Source organism: Methylopila sp. Yamaguchi (assembly GCF_002897035.1).
Taxonomy (GTDB): domain Bacteria; phylum Pseudomonadota; class Alphaproteobacteria; order Rhizobiales; family Methylopilaceae; genus Methylopila.
Genome location: NZ_BAUX01000007.1, coordinates 215,440 through 238,138 on the forward strand (window position 1 = coordinate 215,440; position 22,699 = coordinate 238,138).

At 70.5% G+C, this 22,699-nt stretch carries 18 protein-coding genes; 15 read left to right on the forward strand and 3 right to left on the reverse strand.

From position 1 onward, the window contains the following. The first annotated feature begins 17 nt into the window (after positions 1 to 17). The 8 genes from METY_RS10500 (at position 18) to METY_RS10535 (ending at position 9,182) form a co-directional block, all read left to right on the forward strand. Positions 18 to 2,318, forward strand: coding sequence for a xanthine dehydrogenase family protein molybdopterin-binding subunit (locus METY_RS10500; protein WP_244593602.1), 2,301 nt, complete (start codon positions 18 to 20; stop codon positions 2,316 to 2,318). Then, on the forward strand, positions 2,315 to 3,193 hold the full coding sequence (locus METY_RS10505) for an FAD binding domain-containing protein (protein ID WP_103121330.1): 879 nt from the start codon (positions 2,315 to 2,317) through the stop codon (positions 3,191 to 3,193). Before METY_RS10500 ends, METY_RS10505 begins: the two co-directional genes overlap by 4 nt. Then, positions 3,190 to 4,413 (forward strand): xanthine dehydrogenase family Fe-S subunit, encoded by a 1,224-nt coding sequence (locus METY_RS10510; protein WP_103121331.1) that lies wholly within the window; start codon positions 3,190 to 3,192, stop codon positions 4,411 to 4,413. The genes METY_RS10505 and METY_RS10510 overlap by 4 nt, the downstream gene beginning before the upstream one ends. A 12-nt stretch (positions 4,414 to 4,425) precedes the next feature. Beyond that, on the forward strand, positions 4,426 to 5,583 hold the full coding sequence (locus METY_RS10515) for an ABC transporter substrate-binding protein (RefSeq protein WP_103121332.1): 1,158 nt from the start codon (positions 4,426 to 4,428) through the stop codon (positions 5,581 to 5,583). A 200-nt stretch (positions 5,584 to 5,783) separates the two neighbouring features. Continuing rightward, entirely contained in the window at positions 5,784 to 6,656 is an 873-nt protein-coding gene (locus METY_RS10520) for a branched-chain amino acid ABC transporter permease (RefSeq protein ID WP_020187557.1), read from the forward strand. Beyond that, a complete protein-coding gene (locus METY_RS10525; RefSeq protein WP_103121333.1) occupies positions 6,653 to 7,681 on the forward strand; it encodes a branched-chain amino acid ABC transporter permease in 1,029 nt (342 codons plus the stop codon). Before METY_RS10520 ends, METY_RS10525 begins: the two co-directional genes overlap by 4 nt. Further along, positions 7,678 to 8,478 carry an ABC transporter ATP-binding protein gene (locus METY_RS10530; RefSeq protein ID WP_103121334.1) on the forward strand — a complete coding sequence of 267 codons (801 nt, stop codon included), beginning with the start codon at positions 7,678 to 7,680 and terminating at the stop codon, positions 8,476 to 8,478. The genes METY_RS10525 and METY_RS10530 overlap by 4 nt, the downstream gene beginning before the upstream one ends. Then, positions 8,478 to 9,182: an ABC transporter ATP-binding protein gene (locus tag METY_RS10535; RefSeq protein WP_103121335.1), complete on the forward strand. Its 705-nt coding sequence runs from the start codon at positions 8,478 to 8,480 to the stop codon at positions 9,180 to 9,182. The genes METY_RS10530 and METY_RS10535 overlap by 1 nt, the downstream gene beginning before the upstream one ends. A gap of 151 nt (positions 9,183 to 9,333) precedes the next feature. Here the strand turns inward: METY_RS10535 and METY_RS10540 are convergent, their stop codons facing one another. Together METY_RS10540 and METY_RS10545 are read right to left on the reverse strand one after the other, a co-directional pair. Beyond that, positions 9,334 to 9,786, reverse strand: coding sequence for a GtrA family protein (locus METY_RS10540; protein ID WP_103121336.1), 453 nt, complete (start codon positions 9,784 to 9,786; stop codon positions 9,334 to 9,336). 7 nt (positions 9,787 to 9,793) lie between these two features. Then, positions 9,794 to 11,284 (reverse strand): UbiA family prenyltransferase, encoded by a 1,491-nt coding sequence (locus METY_RS10545; protein WP_103121337.1) that lies wholly within the window; start codon positions 11,282 to 11,284, stop codon positions 9,794 to 9,796. A 210-nt stretch (positions 11,285 to 11,494) separates the two neighbouring features. Here METY_RS10545 and mprF point away from each other — a divergent pair, with 210 nt between their 5' ends. From mprF to METY_RS10580, 7 genes are all read left to right on the forward strand, one after another. Then, positions 11,495 to 14,236, forward strand: a complete 2,742-nt coding sequence (gene mprF, locus METY_RS10550) for a bifunctional lysylphosphatidylglycerol flippase/synthetase MprF (protein ID WP_244593600.1) — start codon at positions 11,495 to 11,497, stop codon at positions 14,234 to 14,236. Continuing rightward, entirely contained in the window at positions 14,233 to 15,633 is a 1,401-nt protein-coding gene (locus tag METY_RS10555) for an AcvB/VirJ family lysyl-phosphatidylglycerol hydrolase (RefSeq protein ID WP_103121338.1), read from the forward strand. Before mprF ends, METY_RS10555 begins: the two co-directional genes overlap by 4 nt. A gap of 146 nt (positions 15,634 to 15,779) precedes the next feature. After that, positions 15,780 to 16,934, forward strand: coding sequence for a tetratricopeptide repeat protein (locus METY_RS10560; protein WP_146035705.1), 1,155 nt, complete (start codon positions 15,780 to 15,782; stop codon positions 16,932 to 16,934). Further along, the gene (locus METY_RS10565) at positions 16,934 to 17,173 is read left to right on the forward strand and encodes a hypothetical protein (RefSeq protein WP_103121340.1); all 240 of its coding nucleotides are present in this window, start codon (positions 16,934 to 16,936) and stop codon (positions 17,171 to 17,173) included. The genes METY_RS10560 and METY_RS10565 overlap by 1 nt, the downstream gene beginning before the upstream one ends. Positions 17,174 to 17,350: 177 nt before the next feature. Beyond that, on the forward strand, positions 17,351 to 18,436 hold the full coding sequence (locus METY_RS10570) for an alpha/beta hydrolase (protein ID WP_103121341.1): 1,086 nt from the start codon (positions 17,351 to 17,353) through the stop codon (positions 18,434 to 18,436). 226 nt (positions 18,437 to 18,662) lie between these two features. After that, on the forward strand, positions 18,663 to 19,796 hold the full coding sequence (gene sfnG, locus METY_RS10575; RefSeq protein ID WP_103121342.1) for a dimethylsulfone monooxygenase SfnG: 1,134 nt from the start codon (positions 18,663 to 18,665) through the stop codon (positions 19,794 to 19,796). Positions 19,797 to 19,809: 13 nt separating this feature from the next. After that, on the forward strand, positions 19,810 to 21,078 hold the full coding sequence (locus tag METY_RS10580; protein ID WP_200819652.1) for an SfnB family sulfur acquisition oxidoreductase: 1,269 nt from the start codon (positions 19,810 to 19,812) through the stop codon (positions 21,076 to 21,078). Between the two features lie 89 nt (positions 21,079 to 21,167). Here METY_RS10580 and METY_RS10585 read toward each other — a convergent pair. Next, on the reverse strand, positions 21,168 to 22,699 hold a 1,532-nt coding region (locus METY_RS10585; protein ID WP_255400861.1), incomplete at its 5' end, for a DNA translocase FtsK.

The following is a 22,699-nucleotide window of genomic DNA, read 5'->3' on the forward strand; positions in this document are numbered from 1 at the left end:
AGGAAGACGACCGCCTGATGCGCGGGCGGGGCGAGTATGTCGGCGACATCCGCATCGTCGGCATGCAGGACGTCGCCTTTGTCCGCAGCCCGCTGGCGCACGCCCGCATCCGCGCGATCCACGTGCCGGAGGACTGCCGCGGCCGGGTGTTCACCGCCGCCGACCTCGACGGGGTGAAGCCGATCCGCGCCGTGTCGGGACTCCCCGGCTTCAAAGTCTCCGAGCAGCCGCCGCTCGCCGTCGATAAGGTCCGGCAGGTCGGAGAACTGCTCGCGATCTGCGTCGCGCCGACGCGCGCCGAGGCCGAGGATCTCGCCGCGCGCGTGACGCTCGACCTCGAAGAGCTGCCGGCGTTGCACGACATGCTGGCCGCCCGCGAGCCCGGCGCCGCGCTCGTGCACGAGCACTGGGGCGACAACGTCTACCTCGAGACCAACGTGAACATCGGGATCGAGGCCGCGTTCGACGCGCCGATCAAGGTCTCGCGCACAATCTCCACCGGTCGCCAATGCATGGCGCCGATTGAAGGTCGTGGCGCGGTCATCCATCTCGACCACCGGCTCGACCAGCTCGTGGTCCACACCGCCAGCCAGATGCCGCACATCGTGCGCACCGGCCTGTCCGAGTGCCTCGGGCTGGAGCAAGGCCGCGTCCGCATCGTCTCGCCCGACGTCGGCGGCGGCTTCGGCTACAAGGCGATCTTGCTCGCGGAAGAGGTCTGCCTTGGCTGGCTGGCGCTCCGCTGCGGCCATCCCGTGCGCTGGCTGGAGGACCGCCGGGAGCACCTGACCGCCAACGCGAACTGCCGCGAGCATCACTACGACATCACGGTCTACGCCGAGCGCGACGGGACCATCCGCGGCGTGGACTGCGAGGCGACGGTCGATAGCGGCGCCTACTCGGCCTACCCCTTCTCCGCCTGTCTCGAGGCCGCGCAGGTCGCGAGCATCCTGCCGGGTCCCTACGACTTTCCGGCCTACCGCTGCCGCACCTGGTCGGTCGCCACCAACAAGTGCCCGATCCTGCCCTACCGCGGGGTGGCGCGCACCGGCGTCTGCTTCGCGCTGGAGTTGGCGCTCGACGCCGTCGCGGCCGAAGCCGGGCTCACGCCCGAGGCGGTGCGGCTGAAGAACCTCGTGCGGCCCGAGCGGATGCCGTTCGACAACATCACCAACAAGCACTTCGACAGCGGCGACTATCCGGAGGCGCTGATCCGCGCGGTGGCTGAGATCGACGCCGCCGGCGTGCGCGCGCGGCAGGCCGCGGGCGAGGCGGACGGCCGGCGCATCGGCCTTGGGCTCTCGATCTACTGCGAGCAGGCCGCCCACGGCACCTCGGTCTACTCCGGCTGGGGCATTCCCATGGTGCCCGGCCACGAGCAGGCGGCCGCCCGCCTGACGCCCGACGGCGGACTTGAGCTCCGGATCGGCGCCCACTCGCACGGCCAGGGGCTCGAAACCACGCTCGCGCAAGTCGCGCACGAGGTGCTGGGCGTTCCCGTCGCCCGCACCCGGCTCGTCCACGGCGACACCGCGCTGACGCCCTACTCAACCGGCAGCTGGGGCTCCCGGGTCATGGTGATGGCCGGCGGCGCGGTCGCGACCGCCTGCGCGGAACTGGCCGAGCGCGCCCGCCTGATCGGCGCCCATCTGCTGCAGGCCGACCCTTCGGACGTGCGCTTCGAGGCCGGCCGCGTCGTCGGGCCCGCGGGCGACGTAGGCCTGCCTGAGATCGCCCGCGTCTGGTACCTGCGGCCGCAGGACCTACCCGCCGACGTCAACCCGGGAGGCCTCGAGGTCACCGCCGGCTACAAGCCGCAGCGCGACAGCGGCACCTTCAGCTATGCGGCCCACGCCGTCGTCCTCGCGGTCGATTCCCAACTCGGCGAGGTCGAGATCCTCGACTACGTCATCGTCGAGGACGGCGGCGTGCTCGTGAACCCGATGGTCGTGGACGGCCAGATCTTCGGCGGCCTCGCGCAGGGGATCGGCACTGCCCTTCTGGAGGAGATGCCGTTCGATGAGGCGGGGCAGCCGCTCGCCTCCACGCTCGCGGACTACCTGCTGCCGGGCGCCTGCGAGGTCCCCGCCCCGCGCGTGGATCACATGGAGACCCCCTCCCCTTACACCCGCTTCGGCGTGAAGGGCATCGGCGAAGGCGGAGCGATCGCCCCGCCGGCCGCGATCGTCAACGCAATCAACGACGCGCTCCGTCCCCTGAACGCCCAGGTTCTCCGTTCGCCCGCGACGCCGCGGCGCATCGTCGAGGCGGTGCTCGCCGCCCGCGGCGCGCCCGCAATGACGAGGGACGCGGCATGAAGCCCGCCCGCTTCGCCCTCGAGCGGCCACGCGATCTCGCCGCAGCGCTCGCTCTGCTCGCTCAGGCGAAGGGCGCCGCCAAGGTGATGGCCGGCGGCCAGTCGCTCGGGCCGATGCTGAACCTGCGGCTGGCCGAGCCCGAGCTCATCGTCGACGTGTCCGGCGTCGCGGAGCTGCGCCACGCCGGCCGCGACGGCGACGCCGTCGTCTACGGCGCTTGCGTCACGCACGCCGACATCGAGGACGGCCGCGCGCCGGACGTCGGGCCGAACGTCATGGCGCGGGTCGCGTCCGGCATCGCCTATCGCGCCGTGCGAAACCGCGGCACCCTCGGCGGAAGCCTCGCCCATGCCGACCCCGCCGCCGACTGGCTGTCGTCGCTGTCCGCGCTTGGGGCGGAGGTGGAGGTCGCGGGTCCCGCCGGGCGCCGGCGGCTGGCGCTTCCGGCCTTCGTGACCGGCGCGCTGTCCACCGCGCTCGAAGCCGACGAAATTTTGGTCGCCGTGCGCGTTCCCGTCATGAACCCGTCGTCGCGGTTCGGCTACGTGAAGCACTGCCGCAAGGTCGGCGAGTTCGCTCACGCGATCGGCGCCGTGCTGATCGACCCTGAGACCGCAACAGGACGCGCCGTCTTCGGCGCCGTCGAGGCGCCCCCCGTCGTCGTCGAAGACGCGCGCGTCCTGTTCGGCGGCCGCATCCCCCCCGGCTTCGCCGACGATTTCGACGTCGCCGCCGCCGACGACACGCTGGCCCGCGCCGGCATGACGGACGCCGTCGACCGCCACATCCACGTCGAAGTGCTCCGCCGCGCCGCGCTTCAGGCCCACGCGCTCTCGGGCTCGCCTCTTCGTCCCGACGTCAGGAGCGCCGCGTGAACGCGCCCGTCCGCCCGCCGCGCGTCAACGTCGCGCTCGCCGTCAACGGCCGCGCGGTCGCGGTCGAGGTCGAGCCGCGCACGCATCTGGCCGACGCGCTGCGCGAAGAGCTGAACCTCGCAGGCACCCACCTCGGCTGCGAGCACGGCGTCTGCGGCGCCTGCACCGTGCTGCTCGACGGCGAGCCCGCCCGGGCCTGCCTGAGCTTCGCCGCCGCCTGCGAAGGCGCCGACGTCACCACCATCGAGGGCCTCGACGACGACGAGATCGCGACCGAGCTGCGCGCCGCCTTCACCCGCGAGCACGCCTTGCAGTGCGGCTTCTGCACGCCCGGCATGATCGTCGCCGCCCGGGACCTGGTGCTGCGCCTGCCCGAGCCGGACGAGCGCCGCATCCGGCTCGGTCTCGCCGGCAATCTCTGCCGCTGCACCGGCTACGTCGGCATCGTGCGGGCGATCCAGAGCGTCATTTCCGCCCGTCGCGCGCGGGGCTTGGGTCCGACCGCCGGCGAGCGCGGGCTCGGCCCCGTCGGGGCCCGGACGGGATCGTCGGGCGCGAGCGCCCAAAGCGCAGCGACCGCCGAAACGACGGTCGCGCAGGCGCCGGCGTCAGCCGAGATCCCAGCGGATTTCCGTCCCGCGCACAGCCTCGATCAGAGCTTCGAGGTCGGCTTTCCGCCGGACCAGGTGTTCGCCTTCTTCGGACGCGTGGAGGAAGTCGCGGCCTGCCTGCCCGGCGCCGTCGTGACTTCCGTCCCCTCGCCGGAGCGGGTCGAGGGCGGCATGCGGGTCAAGCTCGGGCCGATCTCCGCCACCTTCCGCGGCGCGGCCGATGTGCGCCGCGACGAGGCGGCCCGAGCGGGCCGGATCCGCGGCGCGGGCGCCGACGGCCGCTCCGGCGCGCAGGGCGAAGTGCGCTACCGGGTCAACGCGGGGTCAACGCCCGGTTCATCGCAGGTGAACCTGACCGTCGGCTACGCCCTGAAGGGCCCGCTCGCCCAGTTCGGCCGCCCCGGCCTCGTGCGCGACGTCGCCGCCCGCCTCGTCGCCGAGTTCGCGGCCAACCTCGAAGCCCGGCTCGCCGGACGTCCCGCCGGGGCCGACGCCGCGGCGCCCGCTCTCAATCCTCTGCGGCTCGCGTTCGACCTCGCCCGAGGCCGGATCGCCGCATGGCTCCGCCGCGTGGCCCGCAAGGGCGACGCATCCACCCCCCGTTCCTGACAGGAGACGGCGATGTCGACGACCACACGCCTTGCCTCGCTTGCCGCATTGACCCTCGCGCTGATGGCGGGCCCGGCCTTCGCCGCCGACACCATCAAGATCGGCGTCAACGAGCCGCTGACGGGCGCCTTCGCCGCCTCCGGCACCTACGTCGTGAACGGCGCAAAGATCGCGGCGGACGAGATCAACGCCAAGGGCGGCGTGCTCGGCAAGAAGATCGAGCTCGTGATCGAGGACAACAAGTCAAACCCGACCGAGGCGGCCGCCGTCGCCGAGAAGCTCATCACCAGCGACAAGACGCCGGTGCTGATGGGCGCCTGGGGCTCCAGCCTGACGCTCGCCGTCATGCCGAAGCTCGAGGAGTACGAGGTGCCGATGCTGGTCGAGACCTCCTCCTCCGGCAAGATCACCACCTCGGGCAACCCCTTCGTGTTCCGCATCTCGCCGCCGTCGGCGCTCGAGGCCGCGTCCTTCGCGCCGATGGTCAAGAAGATCGGGCTGAAGAAGGTCGACTTCCTCGTCATCAACAACGACTGGGGCCGCGGCGCGGCCGGCGACTTCTCGAAGATGCTGAAGGCCGAAGGCGTCGAGGTCGGTCTGACCGAGACCATGGACCAGGCCGCGCAGGACATGAGCGCCCAGCTTTCCAAGCTGAAGAGCTCCGACGCCGACACCATCATGATGACGACCTCGGTCGACCAGCTCACCCTGCTGTTCAAGCAGATGGCGGCGCTCGGCATCAAGAAGCGCGTCATCACCACCGGCGGCTCGCAGAACCCGGACCAGATCATCGCGCAGGCGGGCGCCGCGGCGGAGGGCACCATGCACCTCACGACCTTCCTGCCCTGGGCGCCCGAGAAGACCCCGGACCCGGCGGCCACCAAATACTTCCTCGGCGAATGGAAGGCCCGCGGACATCAGTTCGCCGGCGCGACCGAGAGCTTCCGCGGCTACGACGGCATTCGCTCCATCGCCGCCGCGATCGAGAAGGCCGGCTCGGCCGAGCCCGCCGCGATCACCAAGGCCTTCTGGGACGTGAAGATGACCGGCCTCAACGGCCCGATCGCCTTCGCCAAGTCCGGCCCCGAGGGCAAGGAAAGCGGCCAGAGCAAGCCCACCGTCTACCTCATCAAGATCGCCGACGGCGCGGTCAGCGAAGTCGCGCTTTAGCTGAAAATTGGCCGGCAGCCCCTCATCCGGGGGCTGGCGCCCCCGACCTCTCCCCGCTGGGGAGGGGTGCCCGCGCCCGGCTCAAAGCGCCCGAAACCGCGCCGCAGCCCACCCTTCCCCGGCGGGGTGGGCGCGCAGCGACGGGTGAGGGGCCTCCCCGGCCCCCGCATGCCCCGAAGCCTCCCCACCGGAGACGCCCCGTGGACCAACTGCTGCAACACCTCGTCAACGCGCTCGTGCTCGGCGGCACCTACGCGCTGCTGGGGATCGGCCTCACGCTGATCTTCGGCATCATGAACGTGGTGAACTTCACCCACGGCGCGCTCTACACCGTCGGCGCCTACGCCATGTACATCGCGGCCGTCGGCCTCGGGATGAACTTCTTCGTGGCGCTGCCGGTCGCGGTTGTCGCCGGCCTCGCGCTCGGCGCGCTGATCGAGTTCACGCTGCTCCGGCCGCTCCGGGGCGCGGACATCGACACCACCATGCTCGTGATGATCGGCGCCGGCATCGTGCTGCAGTCCGGCGCGCTCTGGACCTTCGGCGGAGTCGCGAAGGCCGTGCCCTCCCCGTTCCCGGACGCGCCGCTGCAGATCCTCGGCGCCTCGGTGTCGTGGCTCCGCATCTTCGTTTTCCTGGCGGCGCTCACGCTGATCGTCTCGGCCTACGCGCTGATCAACGGCACCCGGCTCGGCCGCGCCATGCGCGCCACCTTCCAGGATCACGACACCGCGGCGCTGATGGGCGTCAACGTCTCGCTGATCTACACCGCGACCTTCGCGCTGGGCTCGAGCCTCGCCGCCGCGGCCGGCGCGCTGCTGGGGCCGGTCTACGTGGTTTTCCCGCAGATGGGCGACCTCGCGGCCGTGAAGGCCTTCGCCATCGTCATCCTCGGCGGCCTCGGCTCGATCACGGGCGCGACCATCGGCGGCTTCGCGCTGGCGCTCGCCGAGGAGTTCGGCGCCGGCTACGTCTCCTCCGGCTACCGCGACGCCATGGGCTTCCTGATCATCATCGCGGTGCTGCTGGTGAAGCCGACCGGCCTGTTCGCCCGCGCGGAGCGCATCGGATGACCCGGCTTCTCCCGCTCGCCCTGCTCGTCGTCCTCGCCCTGCTGCCGCTCGGGCTCAAGGACCCCTATCTCCTCAACGCGCTGATCACGACGGGCATCTTCACCATCGGCGCCATGAGCCTGAACCTGCTGCTCGGCTACACCGGCCAGCTGAGTCTCGGGCACATCGCCTTCTTCGGGATCGGCGCCTACGTCAGCGCGCTGACCTCGCTCGGCTTCGACGTCGGCCTGCCCTTCGGTCTGCGCGTCACACACGAGGGCTGGCCGCCGGCGGCGGGCTTCCTGCTCGCCGTGCTTATCTCCGGGCTCTGCGGCTACGTCGTCGGCCGGCTCTCGTTCCGGGTGCGCGGGGCCTACTTCGTCATCGTGACGATCTCGTTCGCCGAGGTGGTCCGGCTTGTCGCGCTGAACTGGATCGAGCTGACTCAAGGCCCGCTCGCGCTGACCTCGATCCCGTTCATGACGCTCGGGCTTCCCGGCCTTGGCGAAATGACCTTCAAGACGAAGATCCAGAACTACTACCTCGTGCTGGCGGTCGCGACGCTGAGCTACCTGCTGATCGCGCGGCTCGTCGGCTCCCGCTTCGGCCGCGCCATGCGCGGGCTGAAGGAGAACGAGCCGCTCGCGCTTTCGGTCGGCGTCGACGCCACCCGCACGCTCACCATCGCCGCCACCGTCTCGGCCGCCATGGCGGGCGCCGCCGGCAGCCTCTACGCCCACTACATCCGCATCATCGACCCGGACGTGTTCCTGTTCTCCTACACGGTGACCATGGTCATCATGGTGGTGGCGGGCGGCAAGGGCACGCTGATCGGCCCCGTGATCGGCGGCCTGATCTTCGGCCTGCTGCCGGTGGCGCTCAGGCCCGTGATGGCGCCTGAGGCGCAGTGGATCGTCTACGGCGCCACGCTGATCGTCATCCTGTTCGTCATGCCGCGCGGCATCGCCCCGGCGCTCGCCGCGCTCGGGCTGCCGAAGCGCGCGCCCGCGGCGCCGAAGCCTGAACCCGCGAGGGCCTCGTCATGAGCGCGGACCCCATTCTCCGGATCGACCACGTCGGCGTGCGCTTCGGCGGCCTGGTCGCCATCGCCGACCTGCACTTCGACGTGGCCAAAGGCGAGATCGTCAGCCTGATCGGGCCGAACGGCGCAGGCAAGACCACGGCGTTCAACGTGATGACGGGCTTTCTCAAGCCCTCGCAGGGGCGGGTGCTGTTCAAGGGCGAGGACCTGTCGCGCCTGAAGCCCCACGAGATCTCGCGCGCCGGCCTCGCTCGCACCTTCCAGCGCACCAGCGTGTTCGCCGCCGACACCGTGTTCGACAACGTGCTGATCGGCCTGCACCGCCACGCCGAGCCTCCGCTGCTCGACCGCGTCGTGCCGGCGCGGCGCCGCGCCGACGAGGCCCGCCTGCAGGCGCGGGCGCGGGAGATCCTCGAGCTGGTGGGCCTGGCCTCCCGCGCCGACGATCTCGCCGGCTCGCTCGCCTATGGCGAACAGCGGCTTGTGGGCGTCGCGCTCGCGCTCGCGACCGAGCCGACCATGCTGCTGCTGGACGAGCCGGTCTCCGGCATGAACGCCTCGGAGACGCAGGTGTTCGTGCGCCTCATCCGCCGCATCCGCGACGAGGGCGTCACCATCCTGCTCGTGGAGCACGACATGCCGATGGTGATGGAGGTCTCCGACCGCATCGTCTGCCTGAACTACGGCCGGCTGATCGCCGAAGGCCCGCCGGCCGCGATCCGCGCCCACCCGGCGGTGATCGAGGCCTATCTCGGCAAGGGCGGCGCGGCCCGCGAACTCGCGGCGGAGGTGCAGGGCTGATGCTCGAGATCCAGGACCTCGTCTGCGGCTACGGCCAGGTCTCCGCTCTGAAGGGCGTCTCCTTCAGCGTGGGCCAGGGCCAGCTGGTGGCGCTCGTCGGCGCGAACGGCGCCGGCAAGTCCACCACGCTGCGCGCGATCTCGGGGCTGGTCCCGGCCCGCGCCGGCGCCATCCGCCTCGACGGCGAGGACGTGACCAAGGCCGACCCGCGCGCGATGCTGCGGCTCGGCGTGTCGCATTGCCCGGAGGGGCGGCGGGTGTTCCCGCACATGACGGTTGCGGACAATCTCGCGATGGGGGCCTACCTCCGCCGCGACGCGGCCGGCGTGCGCGCCGACCTCGACCGCATCTATGGCGACTTCCCGCGCCTCCGCGAGCGGCGTGCGCAGATGGCGGGCACGCTGTCCGGCGGCGAGCAGCAGATGCTGGCGATCGGCCGCGCGCTGATGGCGCGGCCCCGGCTGGTGCTGTTCGACGAGCCCTCGCTCGGGCTCGCGCCCAACATCGTGGAGCAGATGTTCTCGATCATCGGGGCGGTGCGAAACGCTGGCGTGACCGTGCTGCTCGTGGAGCAGAACGCCTTCGCGGCGCTTGAGCTCTGCGACCACGCCTACCTGCTGGAGGCCGGCCGCGTCGCCATGTCCGGCAAGGGCGCCGACCTCATCGCCGACCCGCACGTGCGGGCGGCCTATCTCGGCGGGTGAGGCTTAAGAACGCTCTCCCCGCGTGGTTCCTCGCGAGCGTCTGTAGCGAACTCGAGTCATACCCGGCGAAGCCGGGTATCCACGCCTTGGGCGTCGAGCGCCTCGCCAAAGTCGTGGAACCCCGCGCCAAGGCGCAGGCATGAGGGGCGGATCACCCGATCCCGCGGAACGTCAGCAGGCGGTGGCCGACGTAGCTCGTCGCGGCGCCGATCCCGATAGCGGCGGCGTGGGCGATGGGCTCGACCCAGAGCGTCCAGCCGATCGCCGGCGCGAGCCAGTGCACGAAGGCGAGCGCCAGCAGCCAGACCTCGACCGCGCCGACGGCGTTGACGAGGATGAACTTCCAGAGCTGGGAGCGGGCGTCGCCGCCGTGCGCCTCGAACACGAACAGGCGGTAGAGGAAGAAGCCGACCACCATGCCGACGCCGTAGGCGACGAGCACCGCGGCCGAGAACGGCATGATCTCGTTGAGCGGGAAGCGGGCCGCCCAGTTCACGAAGGCCGCGAAGCCGCCCGCGAGCAGGAAGCGGCCGATGCGGCGGAGCTCCGCGGGGCTCATGCGGGCGCGGAGGGCAGGAGGAAGCGCGGCGACCAGGCTGTCCATCGCGCCCTCACCACAACCAGCCGTGGGGCGCGACCGCGGCGACGAAGGCCAAGGCCATGATGGCGCCGAGCGCGATGCTCGCCTTGTCGCGCACGGCGAAGGCGACGGGGTCGTCGTGGAGCTCGTCGCGGCCGGACAGCACCCAGATCCGCCCGAGCCACAGGAACAGCACGCTCGGGAACACCCAGAGCGCGGCCGGCGTCTTGTACATGCCGGCCGGGAACGCCTCGTTGAAGATGTAGAGCACCATGACGAGCACCGCGGACATGCCCGTCGCGGTGCCCATGGCGATCAGGAAGGGCACGTCGGCCGCGACGTAGCCGCGGCCGCTCGCCTTGGCCGCCCCGGCCTGCGCCACGCGCGCCATCTCTGTGTGGCGCTTGGCGAAGGACAGCGAGGCGAAGATGAACATCGAGAACACCAAGAGCCACGGCGACGGCGGCACCGCGACCAGCGCGACGCCGATGACGAGCCGGAGCGTGAACAGCGCGGCGAGCGTAAACACGTCCACCACCGCGAGTCGCTTCAGCCGGAACGAGTAGGCGAGCGTGACCACGAGGTAGGCGGCGAGGCTCGCGAACACCGCCCCGCCCATCAGCGCGCCGCCGGCCAGCGCCGCGACGATCGCGAGCGGCGCCGCGACGAGGCCCGCCGCGATCGGCAGGCGGCCGCTGGCGAAGGCGCGATCCTTCTTGGACCAGTGCTTGCGGTCGTCCTCGATGTCCCAGAGGTCGTTCAGCAGATAGGTGCCGGAGGCGAGCACGCCGAGTAGGACGAAGCCGATCAGCGCCTCGCTCCAGGCCACGAGGTCGAGCGCCTTGCCGCCGAGCACCAGCGGCACGAAGACGAGCGCGTTCTTGGCCCATTGGTGGACCCGGGCGGCCTTGAGCACGGTCCTGGCTCCGAGCTTGGGGCGGGGCAGCACGGCGAGCGGCGTGCGGATCGCCTCGGCGGCCTTCCGCACGCCAGGCTTCGCCTCGACGATGACGTTCTCGGCTGCGGCGCGCCAGACCGCGAGGTCCGCGCGGTGGTCGCCGGCGTAGGCGAAGCCGCCGGGGAAGCGGCTCGCGAGCACGCGCGCCTTGGCGTCGCCCTTGAGGTTGGTGGCGCCGTCGCTTGCGATCACGCCGTCGACGAAGCGGAAGCGGCGGGCGAGCTTCGCCGCCACCATGGCGTCCGAGGCGGTGGCGAGATGGATCTCGCGGCCGCGGGCGTGCTCGGCCTCGATGAAGGCGAGCAGCTCCTCGTTCAGCGGCAGGGCGTCGACGTCGAGATCGACGCGTTCGGCGAGCCGGCGCTTGAGGACCGCGCGCCCCTGCAGAAGCCAGAGCACGAGAAAGACGATGCGGAGCGGATTGCCGCGCAGATAGGCGAGCGCGGACTCCGCCAGCAGGTCGCCGCGCACCAGCGTGCCGTCGACGTCCACGGCGAGCGGCGGCAGGTCCCCGGCCGGAGCCCGTCTTGCGCCATCGGACCGAGGCATGCTGGCGAGCGTCATGCGCATCCTCCGCGTTGCGGCTCCGGCGCCACGGCGGCCGGAGATTTGCACGGCTTTCGCCGCCCCTCGGCGGCATCCGCAATCTCTCGTATCGCAATCGGGTTAAGAACCGCCCTATGTCCGCCGTGTTCGAGGGCTTGTCTCCCGCGCGTTTCCGAATGCGTCTGACTTGCGTCTCGCGGCGCTCAATGACATCTGCTCACGGCTAATATGTCCCGACCCCACGAGACGGCCCCCGCTCCCGAGACGCCCGCGCTCGGCGCCGCGTCCTCAGCCGCGCCGCCGCCGATGGCGCCCGACGCCGTCGACGCCATGCGCGACGACGGCGCGACGCCGCTCGGCTTCCCGCGGCTGCGCGCCTGGGCGGCCACCGTGCCCTGGCGCACGGTCGGCGCCATCGCCTCGGTCGTGCTGTTCAGCGTCGTGCTCTACGTGCTGCACGGCCTCGTGGAGGAGGTGAAGCTCGACGACGTGCGCGCGGCCATCGCCGCGAAGCCCTGGAGCACGCTCGGGATCGCCCTCGCGGCCACCGCGGCGAGCTATGTCGCGCTCACCGGCTACGACTGGTTCGGCATCGTCCACATCAAGCGGCGCGACGTCGGCTACCCCGTGGCGGCGCTCGCCTCCTTCACCGGCTACGCGCTGAGCTACACCATCGGCTTCCAGATCGTGGTCGCGGGCGCCGTGCGCTACCGGATCTACGCCGGGGCGGGGCTCGGGGCGGCGGAGGTCGCGGCGATCACCGCGATCTCGGCGCTGACCCTCTGGCTGGGCATCTTCTTCACGCTCGCGCTCGGCCTCGTCACCGAGGCGCAGGACGTCGCGCGGCTGGACGGCATGTCGCCCAGCCTGAACATGGCGATCGGGATCGCGATCATCATCGCGCTCGTCGTCTATCTCGTCTGGATCGGCCGCCGCGAGCGCGCCGTGACCGTCGAGGGCTACCGCCTCGCGCTGCCGGGCGTGAAGTCGACCGCGGCGCAGATCGTGATCGGGCTCGTCGACCTGCTCGGCGCCGCCTTCGCGCTCTGGGTGCTGCTGCCGGCCGACGCGGTCATCGCCTTCCCAACCTTCGCCGCCCTGTTCGTGGTGGCGATGACGCTCGGCATGCTGAGCCACGCCCCCGGGGGCGCCGGCGTCATCGAGGCGACCGTGCTGCTGGCTCTGCCCAACCTGCCGGCCGACGCGGTGCTGGCGAGCCTGCTGCTCTGGCGCGTCGTCTACTACCTCATCCCCTTCACCATCGCGCTCTGCCTGCTCGGCGCCTCCGAGCTCGCCCGCCGCAAGGGCCATTTCCAGCGCGCCGGCGCCATGCTCGCCGTCGTGATGCGGCCGGTCGCGCCGATCGTGCTGGGCGCCGCCGTGTTCCTCGGCGGCATCGTCCTGCTGGTCTCCGGCGCGCTGCCGGCCGAGACCGACCGCCTCCATCTGATCCGCGGGATCGTGCCCCTTCCCTTCGTCGAGGGCTCGCACCTGCTCGCGAGCGTCGTCGGCGTGGTGCTGCTCGTGGTGGCGCGCGGGCTCCTGCGACGGCTCGACAGCGCCTACCGCGTGGCGCAGGTGCTGCTCTCGGCCGGCCTCGTGTTCTCCCTGATCAAGGGCGTGGACGTGGAGGAGGCGCTGGTGCTCGGCGGCGTGCTGGCGCTGCTCACCGTGAACCGCCGCGCGTTCTACCGCCGCGCCTCGCTCTGGAGCCAGGATCTCGCCCCGGCCTGGCTCGCGGCGGTCGCGATCGTGCTGGCGGGCTCGATCTGGCTCGGCTTCTTCGCCTACCGCAACGTCGAGTACTCGAACGACCTGTGGTGGGACTTCGCCTACCGCGGCGACGCCCCGCGCTTCCTCCGGGCCTCTCTCGCCGCCTGCGTGGCGGCGCTCGCCATCGGCCTGCACGCGCTGCTGCACCGCCAGTCGACGCCGAAGGCGGGCGCGGGCGAACCGGCGGAGCGCCTCGCGGCGATCGTCGCGACGAGCGCCCGCGCGGACGCCAATCTCGCCTTCCTCGGCGACAAGCGGTTCCTGTTCTCCGACACCGGCGACGCCTTCATCATGTACCAGGTGCAGGGCCGGAGCTGGGTCGCCATGGGCGATCCCGTAGGGCCGGCAGAACGCGTCTCGGAGCTTGTCTGGGCGTTCCGGGAGCTCGCGGATCAGCACAGCGGCTGGCCGGTGTTCTACCAGGCGAGCGTTGCGCGCCTGCCGAGCTATCTTGATCTCGGCCTCTCCCTGCTGAAGCTCGGCGAGGAGGCGCGCGTCGATCTCGCCGCGTTCACGCTGGAGGGCAAGGCGGGCTACGAATGGCGCTACGTCGACCGCAAGGCCGCCAAGGACGGCATCGACGTTGTGATCGTCCCGCGGGACGAAGCGCGCGCGCTCTATCCCGAGTTCAAGGCGGTGTCAGACGCGTGGATGGCCTCGAAGAAGGCCGGCGAGAAGGGCTTCTCGCTCGGTTTCTGGTCCGAGGATTATCTCCGCCACTTCGACATGGCGGTCGTCCGCCACGAGGGGCGGATCGTCGCCTTCGCCAACATGTGGTACGGCGCGAACAAGGAGGAGGCGACGGTCGATCTGATGCGCTACGCCCCCGACGCGCCGAAGGGCGTGATGGACGCGCTGTTCGTGCGGCTGATGCTGCGCGCGAAGGCCGACGGCTACCGCTGGTTCAACCTTGGCATGGCGCCGCTGTCTGGACTGACGGACCATCCGCTCGGACCGACCTGGAACCGCGTCGGCGCCTTCCTGTTCCGCTACGGCGACAACTTCTACAATTTCGAGGGTCTTCGGACCTACAAGTCCAAGTTCAACCCGGTGTGGGAGCCGCGCTACCTCGCCTGCCCCGGCGGCTGGGTTCTGCCCCAGATCCTGATCGACGTCACCGCCCTAATCGGCGGCGCCCCCAAGCGCGCCGCCGCGACCGCCGCCCCGCAGCCCGCAGCCAAGGAGACCGCGGCGTGAGGCGCCTCGCGGCCCTCCTCGTCCTCGCTCTGGCCTGTCTTGCGGCCGTCGGCCCCGCCCGCGCCGACGATCTTCGGCGGGCGACGGTGAAGAACGAGACGCTCGACGCCATTCCGGTCGTCGGCCCCGCCGACGAGCCCTCGGCGATCGTGGTGATGATCTCCGACCTCGACGGCTGGACGCCGAAGCTCCAGTCGGACGCCGACGCGCTCGCGACCCAGGGCGCGCTCGTCGTCGGCGTCGACCTGAAGCGCTATCTCGCCGGCCTCGCCAAGGAGACCGACGACTGCTTCTACATGCCGGGCGACATCGAGGAGTACACCCGCCTCGCCGGCAAGGAACTTGGGATCAAGACCTACCGCTTCCCCGTCCTGCTGGGGTCGGGCCGCGGCGCGGACATCGTCTACGCCATGCTGGTCCAGGCCCCGCCCAACATGTTCGCCGGCGGCGTCTCGGTCGGGTTTTCCGGCTCCGCGCCGCTGACCAAGGCGCTCTGCGACGGGCCGAAGGCCGAGACGCTGGCGAACGGCGAGCTCACGCTCGGCGCCCCGGATTCGACGGACGGCCTGCAGGGCGAGTGGCGGGTGCTGACCGCCGGCCCGGCGCCCCGGAAGATCAAGGACTTCGTCGAGCCTCTGCCGAACGGCGACGTCGTGGAGGCGCCCGCGGGCTCCGACCTGACCCAGGCCGCCTTCGACGCCGCGCTCGACATCGGCGGCGGCGACCCCGACGCCGTCAACGCGTTACCGCTGGTGCTCTACCCGCCGACCCAGCCGACCGTGAAGGGCCTCGTGGTGATCTACGCGGGCGACGGCGGCTGGCGGGATCTCGACAAGACCATCGCCGGCTTCTTCCAGAACGAGGGCTACGGCGTCGTCGGCGTCGACACCCTCCGCTACTTCTGGAACGAGAAGACGCCGCGCGAGCTTGGCGACGACCTTGAGGCGATCCTCGGCCGCTACGCCCCGGAGTGGAAGGCGAAGAACGTCCTCCTCGCCGGCTACTCCTTCGGGGCAGACGTGCTGCCCTTCGCCTGGCAGCGACTGTCCAAGCAGGTCCGCGACAGCGTCCGCCTGATCGCCCTCCTCGGCCTTTCCAAGACGGCGGACTTCGAGGTCAGCGTCTCCGGCTGGCTCGGCGTCGGGACCGGCGCCCACGACGTGGTGAAGGCCTCGGCCAACCTTCCGATGGACCGCGTCCTCTGCGTCTACGGCAAGGAGGAACTTGAGGAGGCGGACAACGACGTCGCCTGCGCGACCGACGTTTTCCCGAAGACCTCGCGCATCGAGGAGCCGGGCGGCCACCACTTCGACGAGAACTACGACGCGCTCGCCAAGCGCCTCGACGCCGAATTCGTCAAACGCGCCGCGGCCCAGCCCGCCGCGCCGGGACGATAGGCAAGGCAACCGTCGCCCCGCGCCGGTTGCGGCTCCGTCCAACCGTCGCCCACATGCGACATGTGGCGCGTAATTGATCATCGACGCTGGCGCCCCACCCGCGGCCTGTCGCATTATACGCTGCGGCTCGGGGGAACTGCTTCATCATGACGTCATCAGTGCTCTACGAAGACGACGACGTCGCGGTGCTCCACGACGTCGGGTCGGACAGCGGAATACTGGTCATATCGTTCACGCCGCTCCTTCCAAAGCCGTTCAAGCGCCTTGAGGGCTTCGGACAGAGAGCGATCGCCCGGATGGGCTTCGACGGCCTCTACTTCGTCGCCAAGCACAATCACTGGTGGCAGGTCGAGGGCATGGCTGCGGCCCTGAGCGCCGCCCAGACCGCGCGCCGCGGCTATTCTCGCGCGATCACCTACGGCACCAGCATGGGGGCCTACGGCGCCCTGGCGTTTTCAGGCGCTCTGGAAGCGGACGGCGTGTTCGCGCTGTCCCCGCAGCTTTCGATCGACGCTGAGGAAGTGCCGTTCGAGAAGCGGTGGCGATCCCACGCCGGCCGGCTAACCTTCAAAAGGGCCCAGCTCAACGAAGGCGTCATCAAGACCGGCGAGATCGACATCGTCTACGATCCGATGAACGACGACGGGAAGCACGCGGCTCTCCTCCAGGCTCCGGCGCGGCACATCAGGATTCCCTTGGTCGGCCATGGAACGCCGGACTACCTCCACCGCATCGGCCTCCTCAAGCCCATGCTCGCCGCGGCGGCCTGCGGCAAGCCGCTCCCGACTCCCACTCTTCGCGAGCGACGCGACCAGCATTACTACTTCGCCAATCTCGCGAAGCTCGCTGCGCGACGAGGTCGCCTTCCGCTGGCCGTCACGCTGATGGAGCGCGCCTACGCGCTCTCCGGCAAGGTTCTCGGATACGGCAACGTCCTGGCCTCGTTCTATCACCGTGCGGGCCGCTTCGACGAAGAAGCCGACCTGTGCCGCGACCTGATCGCCCGCGGCTTCGCCAGACCCGCTGTGCTGAAGCGCTACGCCGCCGTGCTCAACACGATCGCGAGCGCCCAGGCGAAAAGCGGCAGGCTGGTGGAGGCCAGCATGACGCTCGTGCCCCTTACGGGGGAGCCGTTTCCGGATGACGTTCGGGAAGACGCCCTCGAGCGCCAGCGAACCTTCCAGCGCAGCCGCGCCCGTGCTCCGAAGGGCGTCGAAGCTGCCGCCAGACGCCCTCAACCGGCCTTGATGCCGCGCTACGCCATCGGCTTCTTGCGCAACTGGTTACGCAGAGGGCCCTAATGCCTGACCAACTCGTGGACCACACGCTCCACCTGATCGCCGACGCCATCCTTCGGGCTCAGATGATCTGGGACATTCCCCTCAGCTACGACGCCGGCTCCGCGGCGGACGCCGTGCTTGCGGCGGAGGCGGTCTTGCTCGCGCTCGGTCTCACCATCGACCAAGCCAAGCGGCTCATGATCCGCGAAGAGCGGCGGCGGCGCGCGGCCTCCGTCCGGCGGGCTCCGTCGGCAAGTTGACCTCCCTCCAGTCGCCTCTCCGGAACGTCGAATAATACGATCGTTCCAGACCGCGCGCATAATCGTGTCTTTTCATCGAAGGACAAACGGGTAAGCTCTCCCCGCACGACTGCGGCCCTCAAGACGCGTCGAGAAGGCGTCCGCCGCCGTCTCAAGACATGCGAGGAGACCAACGCCATGTCGATTTTCGAAACCGGACAGTCGCTCGGCGGGCCGAGCGTTGGAGAGCAGGTCGCGCGTTTGCTCGGCGCGGTGCGGGGCGATCCCGTCGCGCGCGCCGACCTCGACATGACGCGCGTGCTGGAGGAGCTCCGCGCGCTGGCTCCGGAGCCGATCGAGGACCTGACGCCAGAAGCCGCCCGTCGGCAACCGACGCCGTCGGACGCCGTCAAGGCATTGATCGCGAAGACCGGACTCGCGACCGCCCCGGACGGCGTCGTCGCCAGCGACGTGCGCTACCCCGGAGTCGAGGACGACCTGCCGGCGCGGATCTACCGGACCTTCGGCGACGGGACGCCCCGCCCGATCGTGCTGTACTTCCACGGCGGCGGCTGGGTGTTCGCCGACCTCGACGCCTACGACGCGACGCCGCGCGCGATCGCGGCGCGCACCGGCGCGGTCGTGGTCTCGGCGCACTATCGCCTCGCGCCTGAGCACAAGTTTCCGGCGGCCCACGACGACGCGATCGAGGCCTACCGCTGGGTGATCGAGGAGGCCGAGGCGCTCGGCGGGGACCCGTCCCGCATCGCCGTGATGGGCGAGAGCGCCGGCGGCAACCTCGCGATCAACGTCGCGATCGCCGCCCGAGACCAAGGGCTGCCCCCGCCCACGCACCAGGTTCTGATCACGCCCGTGGCGGGCGTCGACATGGAGACGCCGTCCTACCAGATCAACGAACACGCGCGTCCGCTCAACAAGGCCATGATGGGGTGGTTCGTCGGCCACGCCCTCGCGGACGCTCAGGCGCAGGAGGATCCGCGGCTCGACCTCGTCGGGCGGGCGGACCTCCGCGGACTGCCGCCGACGACGCTGATCACCGCCGAGATCGATCCGCTGCGCTGGGAAGGCCAGGCGCTGGCGGAGAAGCTCCGCGCCGCCGGCGTCGCCGTCAACGCCGTCGATTTCGAGGGCGTCACCCATGAGTTCTTCGGCATGAGCGAGGTGGTGCGCGATGCCCGCCTCGCCCAGGAAGCCGTCGCCCGCGATCTCGTCGCCGCGTTTGCGCCGGACGAGCGCGGGGCCCGCGTAGGTCGAGCGCTGTAGCCCCCGTCAGTCTCTCCGACCTTCGTAGAACGGCGCGTCGCCCGGGCGGGAGACGCGCCGTTTGCGTTTTAGGCGTTTGAGGCGACCGGCGCACGGTCTGGAACGGCGGCCTCGGTCGCCCTTCCGCAGCCCTTGCGGATCACCGATTGACATTCCTCCGCCTCCAATTTCTATTCAATCAGTAGATTGACTTAGGAAACGGTGAACCCTCCGCGAAGGAGCTCTCATGTCCGCATCCGACGACCGCAACGCCGAACCGTTGAAGTTCGCCTACTGGGTCCCGAACGTCTCCGGCGGCCTGGTGATCTCCGACATAGAACAGCGCACGAGCTGGGACATCGACTACAACCGCACGCTCGCCCGGATCGCGGAGGCCGCGGGCTTCGAATACGGCCTGACGCAGATCCGCTTCACCGCGGGGTACGGGGCGGAGAACCAGCACGAGTCGGTCGCCTTCAGCCACGCGCTTCTGGCCGCGACGGAGAAGCTCAAGATCATCGCCGCCCTGCTGCCGGGTCCGTGGAACCCCACGCTCGCCGCCAAGCAGATCGCGACCATCAACAACCTCACCGGAGGGCGGATCGCGATCAACCTCGTCTCCGGCTGGTTCAGCGGCGAGTTCCGGGCGATCGGCGAGCCCTGGCTCGACCATGATGAGCGCTACCGCCGCTCCGAGGAGTTCATCCGGAGCTTGCGCGGCATCTGGACCGAGGACAGCTTCACCTTCGCCGGCGACTTCTACCGTTACCGCGACTACTCGCTGAAGCCGAAGCCGATCGATCCGCAGCCTGAGATCTTCCAGGGCGGCTCGTCGCGGGCCGCGCGCGACATGGCGGCCCGGGTGTCGGACTGGTACTTCACCAACGGCAACACGCCCGAGAACGTGGCGAAGCAGGTCGAGGACGTGCGGGCCAAGGCCGCGGCGCTCGGCCGGCGGGTCAAGATCGGCGTCAACGCCTTCGCGGTCGCCCGCGCGACCGAGACCGAGGCGCGCGCAGTGGTGGACGAGATCATCGCCAAGGCGAACCCGGAGGCCGTCAACGCCTTCGGCCACGAGGTGAAGAACGCGGGCAAGGCCTCGCCCGAGGGCGAAGGCAATTGGGCCAAGTCTACCTTCGAGGACCTCGTCCAGTACAACGACGGCTTCAGGTCGAACCTGATCGGCACGCCGCGTCAGATTGCGGAGCGCATCCTCGACCTCAAGCACGCGGGCGTGGACCTGGTGCTGCTCGGCTTCCTGCACTTCCAGGAGGAGGTGGAGTTCTTCGGCCGCGAGGTCATCCCGCTCGTGCGCGAGCTCGAGGCGAAGCAGGCGACGACCACGGGCGCCGGGCGCCAGCCTGTGTCCGCTGCCGCTTGAGAGGAGACGCGTTATGAACGCCCAGACGCCCGTCCGCCTCGCCGTCGTCGGCGAGCCGCTCGCCGACCCCGCCGGCGCCCCCGCCCTGCCCCGCCCGACGCGACCGGCTCACGTCATCCGCAGCGACGCGGAGGCGCTCGACGTCGCGGGCCATCTCGCCGAGGAGTTCGCCAAGGGCGCCTCTGAGCGGGACCGGAACCGGCGGTCGCCCGCGGCCGAACTCGACCTGTTCTCCCAGAGCGGCCTGTGGTCGATCAACGTGCCGAAGGCCTACGGCGGGCCGGAGGTCTCCTACGTCACCCTCTCCGAGGTGATCGCGCGGATCTCGACGGCCGACCCCTCGCTCGGCCAGATTCCGCAGAACCATCTCGGCGTGGTCGCCGCGATCCGCACCGTCTCCGACCACCGGCAGAAGCAGCTGCTGTTCGGCGAGGTGCTGCGCGGCGCGCGCTTCGGCAACGCCTTCTCGGAGTTCGGCTCCAAGCGCGCGGTGGATTTCGAGACCCGCTTCACCGACGAAGGCGACCACGTGGTCGTCACCGGCCGCAAGTTCTACGCGACCGGCGCCCTGCTCGCGCATCTCGTGCCGATCGTCGCGCTGGACGACGAAGGCCGCGCCTTCTACGCGATCGCCGAGCGCGACGCGCCGGGACTGACCGTGATCGACGACTGGTCCGGCTTCGGCCAGCGCACGACCGCGAGCGGCACGGTGATCCTCGACCATGTGCGGGTGCCGAAGACGCACCTCGTGCCCGGCTATCTCGGCTACGCCCGGCCCACGGCGGACGGCGCGATCTTCCAGATCATTCAGGCCGCAGTAGACGCCGGCATCGCACGCGCCGCGCTCGCCGACGCGATCGCCTTCCTGCGCACGCGCTCGCGGCCCTGGGTCGACAGCGGTTTGGACCGCGCGTCCGACGACCCCTACGTGGTCCATGAGATCGGCGATCTCAGCCTGCGCCTGCACGCGGCCGAGGCGCTGCTGGAGAAGGCGGGCCTCGCCGTCGACCGGGCGGTCGCGGACGCCACGGCGGAGACTGTCGCCGAGGCGCAGATCGCGGTGGCGGAGGCGAAGGTGCTGACCACGGAGGCCGCGCTCGCGGCGTCCTCGAAGCTGTTCGAGCTCGCCGGCGCGCGCTCGACGCTCGGCGAGCACAACCTCGACCGCCACTGGCGCAACGCCCGCACGCACACGCTGCACGATCCCGTGCGCTGGAAGTACAAGATCCTCGGCGACTACGCCCTGAACGGCGTCAAGCCGCCGCTGCACGCCTGGAGCTGACCACGGGGCTTCCGGATAAAGCGCGGGGATCCCCCTGTCGTAGGGAGGGATCCCCGCGCTCGATTTGAAAGGGACGCGGCGCAGCCGCCTCACTGACCCCGGAAGATCTCGCGCTTGCCGGCGTGGTTGGCGGGGCCGACGATGCCCTCGTTCTCCATCCGCTCCATGATCGAGGCGGCGCGGTTGTAGCCGATCTGCAGGCGGCGCTGGATGTAGGAGGTCGAGGCCTTGCGGTCGCGCAGCACCACGGCCACCGCCTGCTCGTAGGCGTCGCCGCCCTCCTCTCCGAACTCGCCCGCGTCGAACACGGCGACGTCCTCGGAGACGCCCTCGCCGTCCTCGGCGCCCGCCTCCTCTTCGTCGTCGGCCGTCACGGCCTCGAGGTACTCCGGCCGGCCCTGCAGCTTGAGATGGTCGACGACCTTCTCGACCTCGGCGTCGGAGACGAACGGCCCATGGACGCGCAGGATGCGGCCGCCGCCGGCCATGTGCAGCATGTCGCCCTGGCCGAGCAGCTGCTCCGCGCCCATCTCGCCGAGGATCGTGCGGCTGTCGATCTTGGACGTCACCTGGAAGGAGATCCGGGTCGGGAAGTTCGCCTTGATCGTGCCGGTGATGACGTCGACCGAAGGACGCTGCGTCGCCATCACGATGTGGATGCCGGCGGCGCGCGCCATCTGGGCGAGGCGCTGGATCGCGCCCTCGATCTCCTTGCCGGCGACCATCATCAGGTCGGCCATCTCGTCGACGATGATGACGATGTAGGGGAGCTGCGTGAGGTCCATGACCTCGTCTTCATAGGTCGGCTGGCCGGTTTCCTTGTCGAATCCGGTCTGCACGGTGCGCACCACCGTCTCGCCCTTCGCCGTGGCCTCGGCCGCGCGGGCGTTGAAGCCGTCGATGTTGCGGACGCCGAGCTTCGACATCTTGCGGTAGCGGTCCTCCATCTCCCGGACCGCCCACTTCAGCGCGATCACCGCCTTCTTCGGGTCGGTGACGACGGGCGTCAGCAGGTGGGGAATGCCCTCGTAGACCGAGAGCTCCAGCATCTTCGGGTCCACCATGATCAGCCGGCACTTCTCCGGCGGATGCATGTAGAGCAGGCTGAGAATCATCGTGTTGATGGCGACGGACTTGCCCGAGCCGGTGGTGCCGGCCACGAGCAGGTGGGGCATCTTGGCGAGGTCGGCGATGACGGGCTCGCCGCCGATGGTCTTGCCCAGGCACATGGCGAGCTTCTGCTTGGTCTCGCCGAAGTCCGGCGTCTCGAGCAGTTCGCGCAGGTAGACGGTCTCGCGCTTCGCGTTCGGCAGCTCGATCCCGATGACGTTGCGGCCCTCCACCACGGCCACGCGAGCGGACACCGCGCTCATGGAGCGGGCGATGTCGGAGGCGAGCGCGATGACGCGGCTCGACTTCACGCCGGGCGCCGGCTCGAACTCATAGAGCGTGACCACGGGGCCGGGGTTGGCGTCGATGATCTCGCCGCGCACGCCGAAGTCTTGCAGCGTCTGCTGCAGCTTCAGCGAGTTCTTGTTCAGGAACTCCTCCGAGTGCTCGAAGCAGGGCTCCGTCGCCGCGGCTTCGGCCAGCAGCTCGAGCGGCGGCAGCTCATAGACGT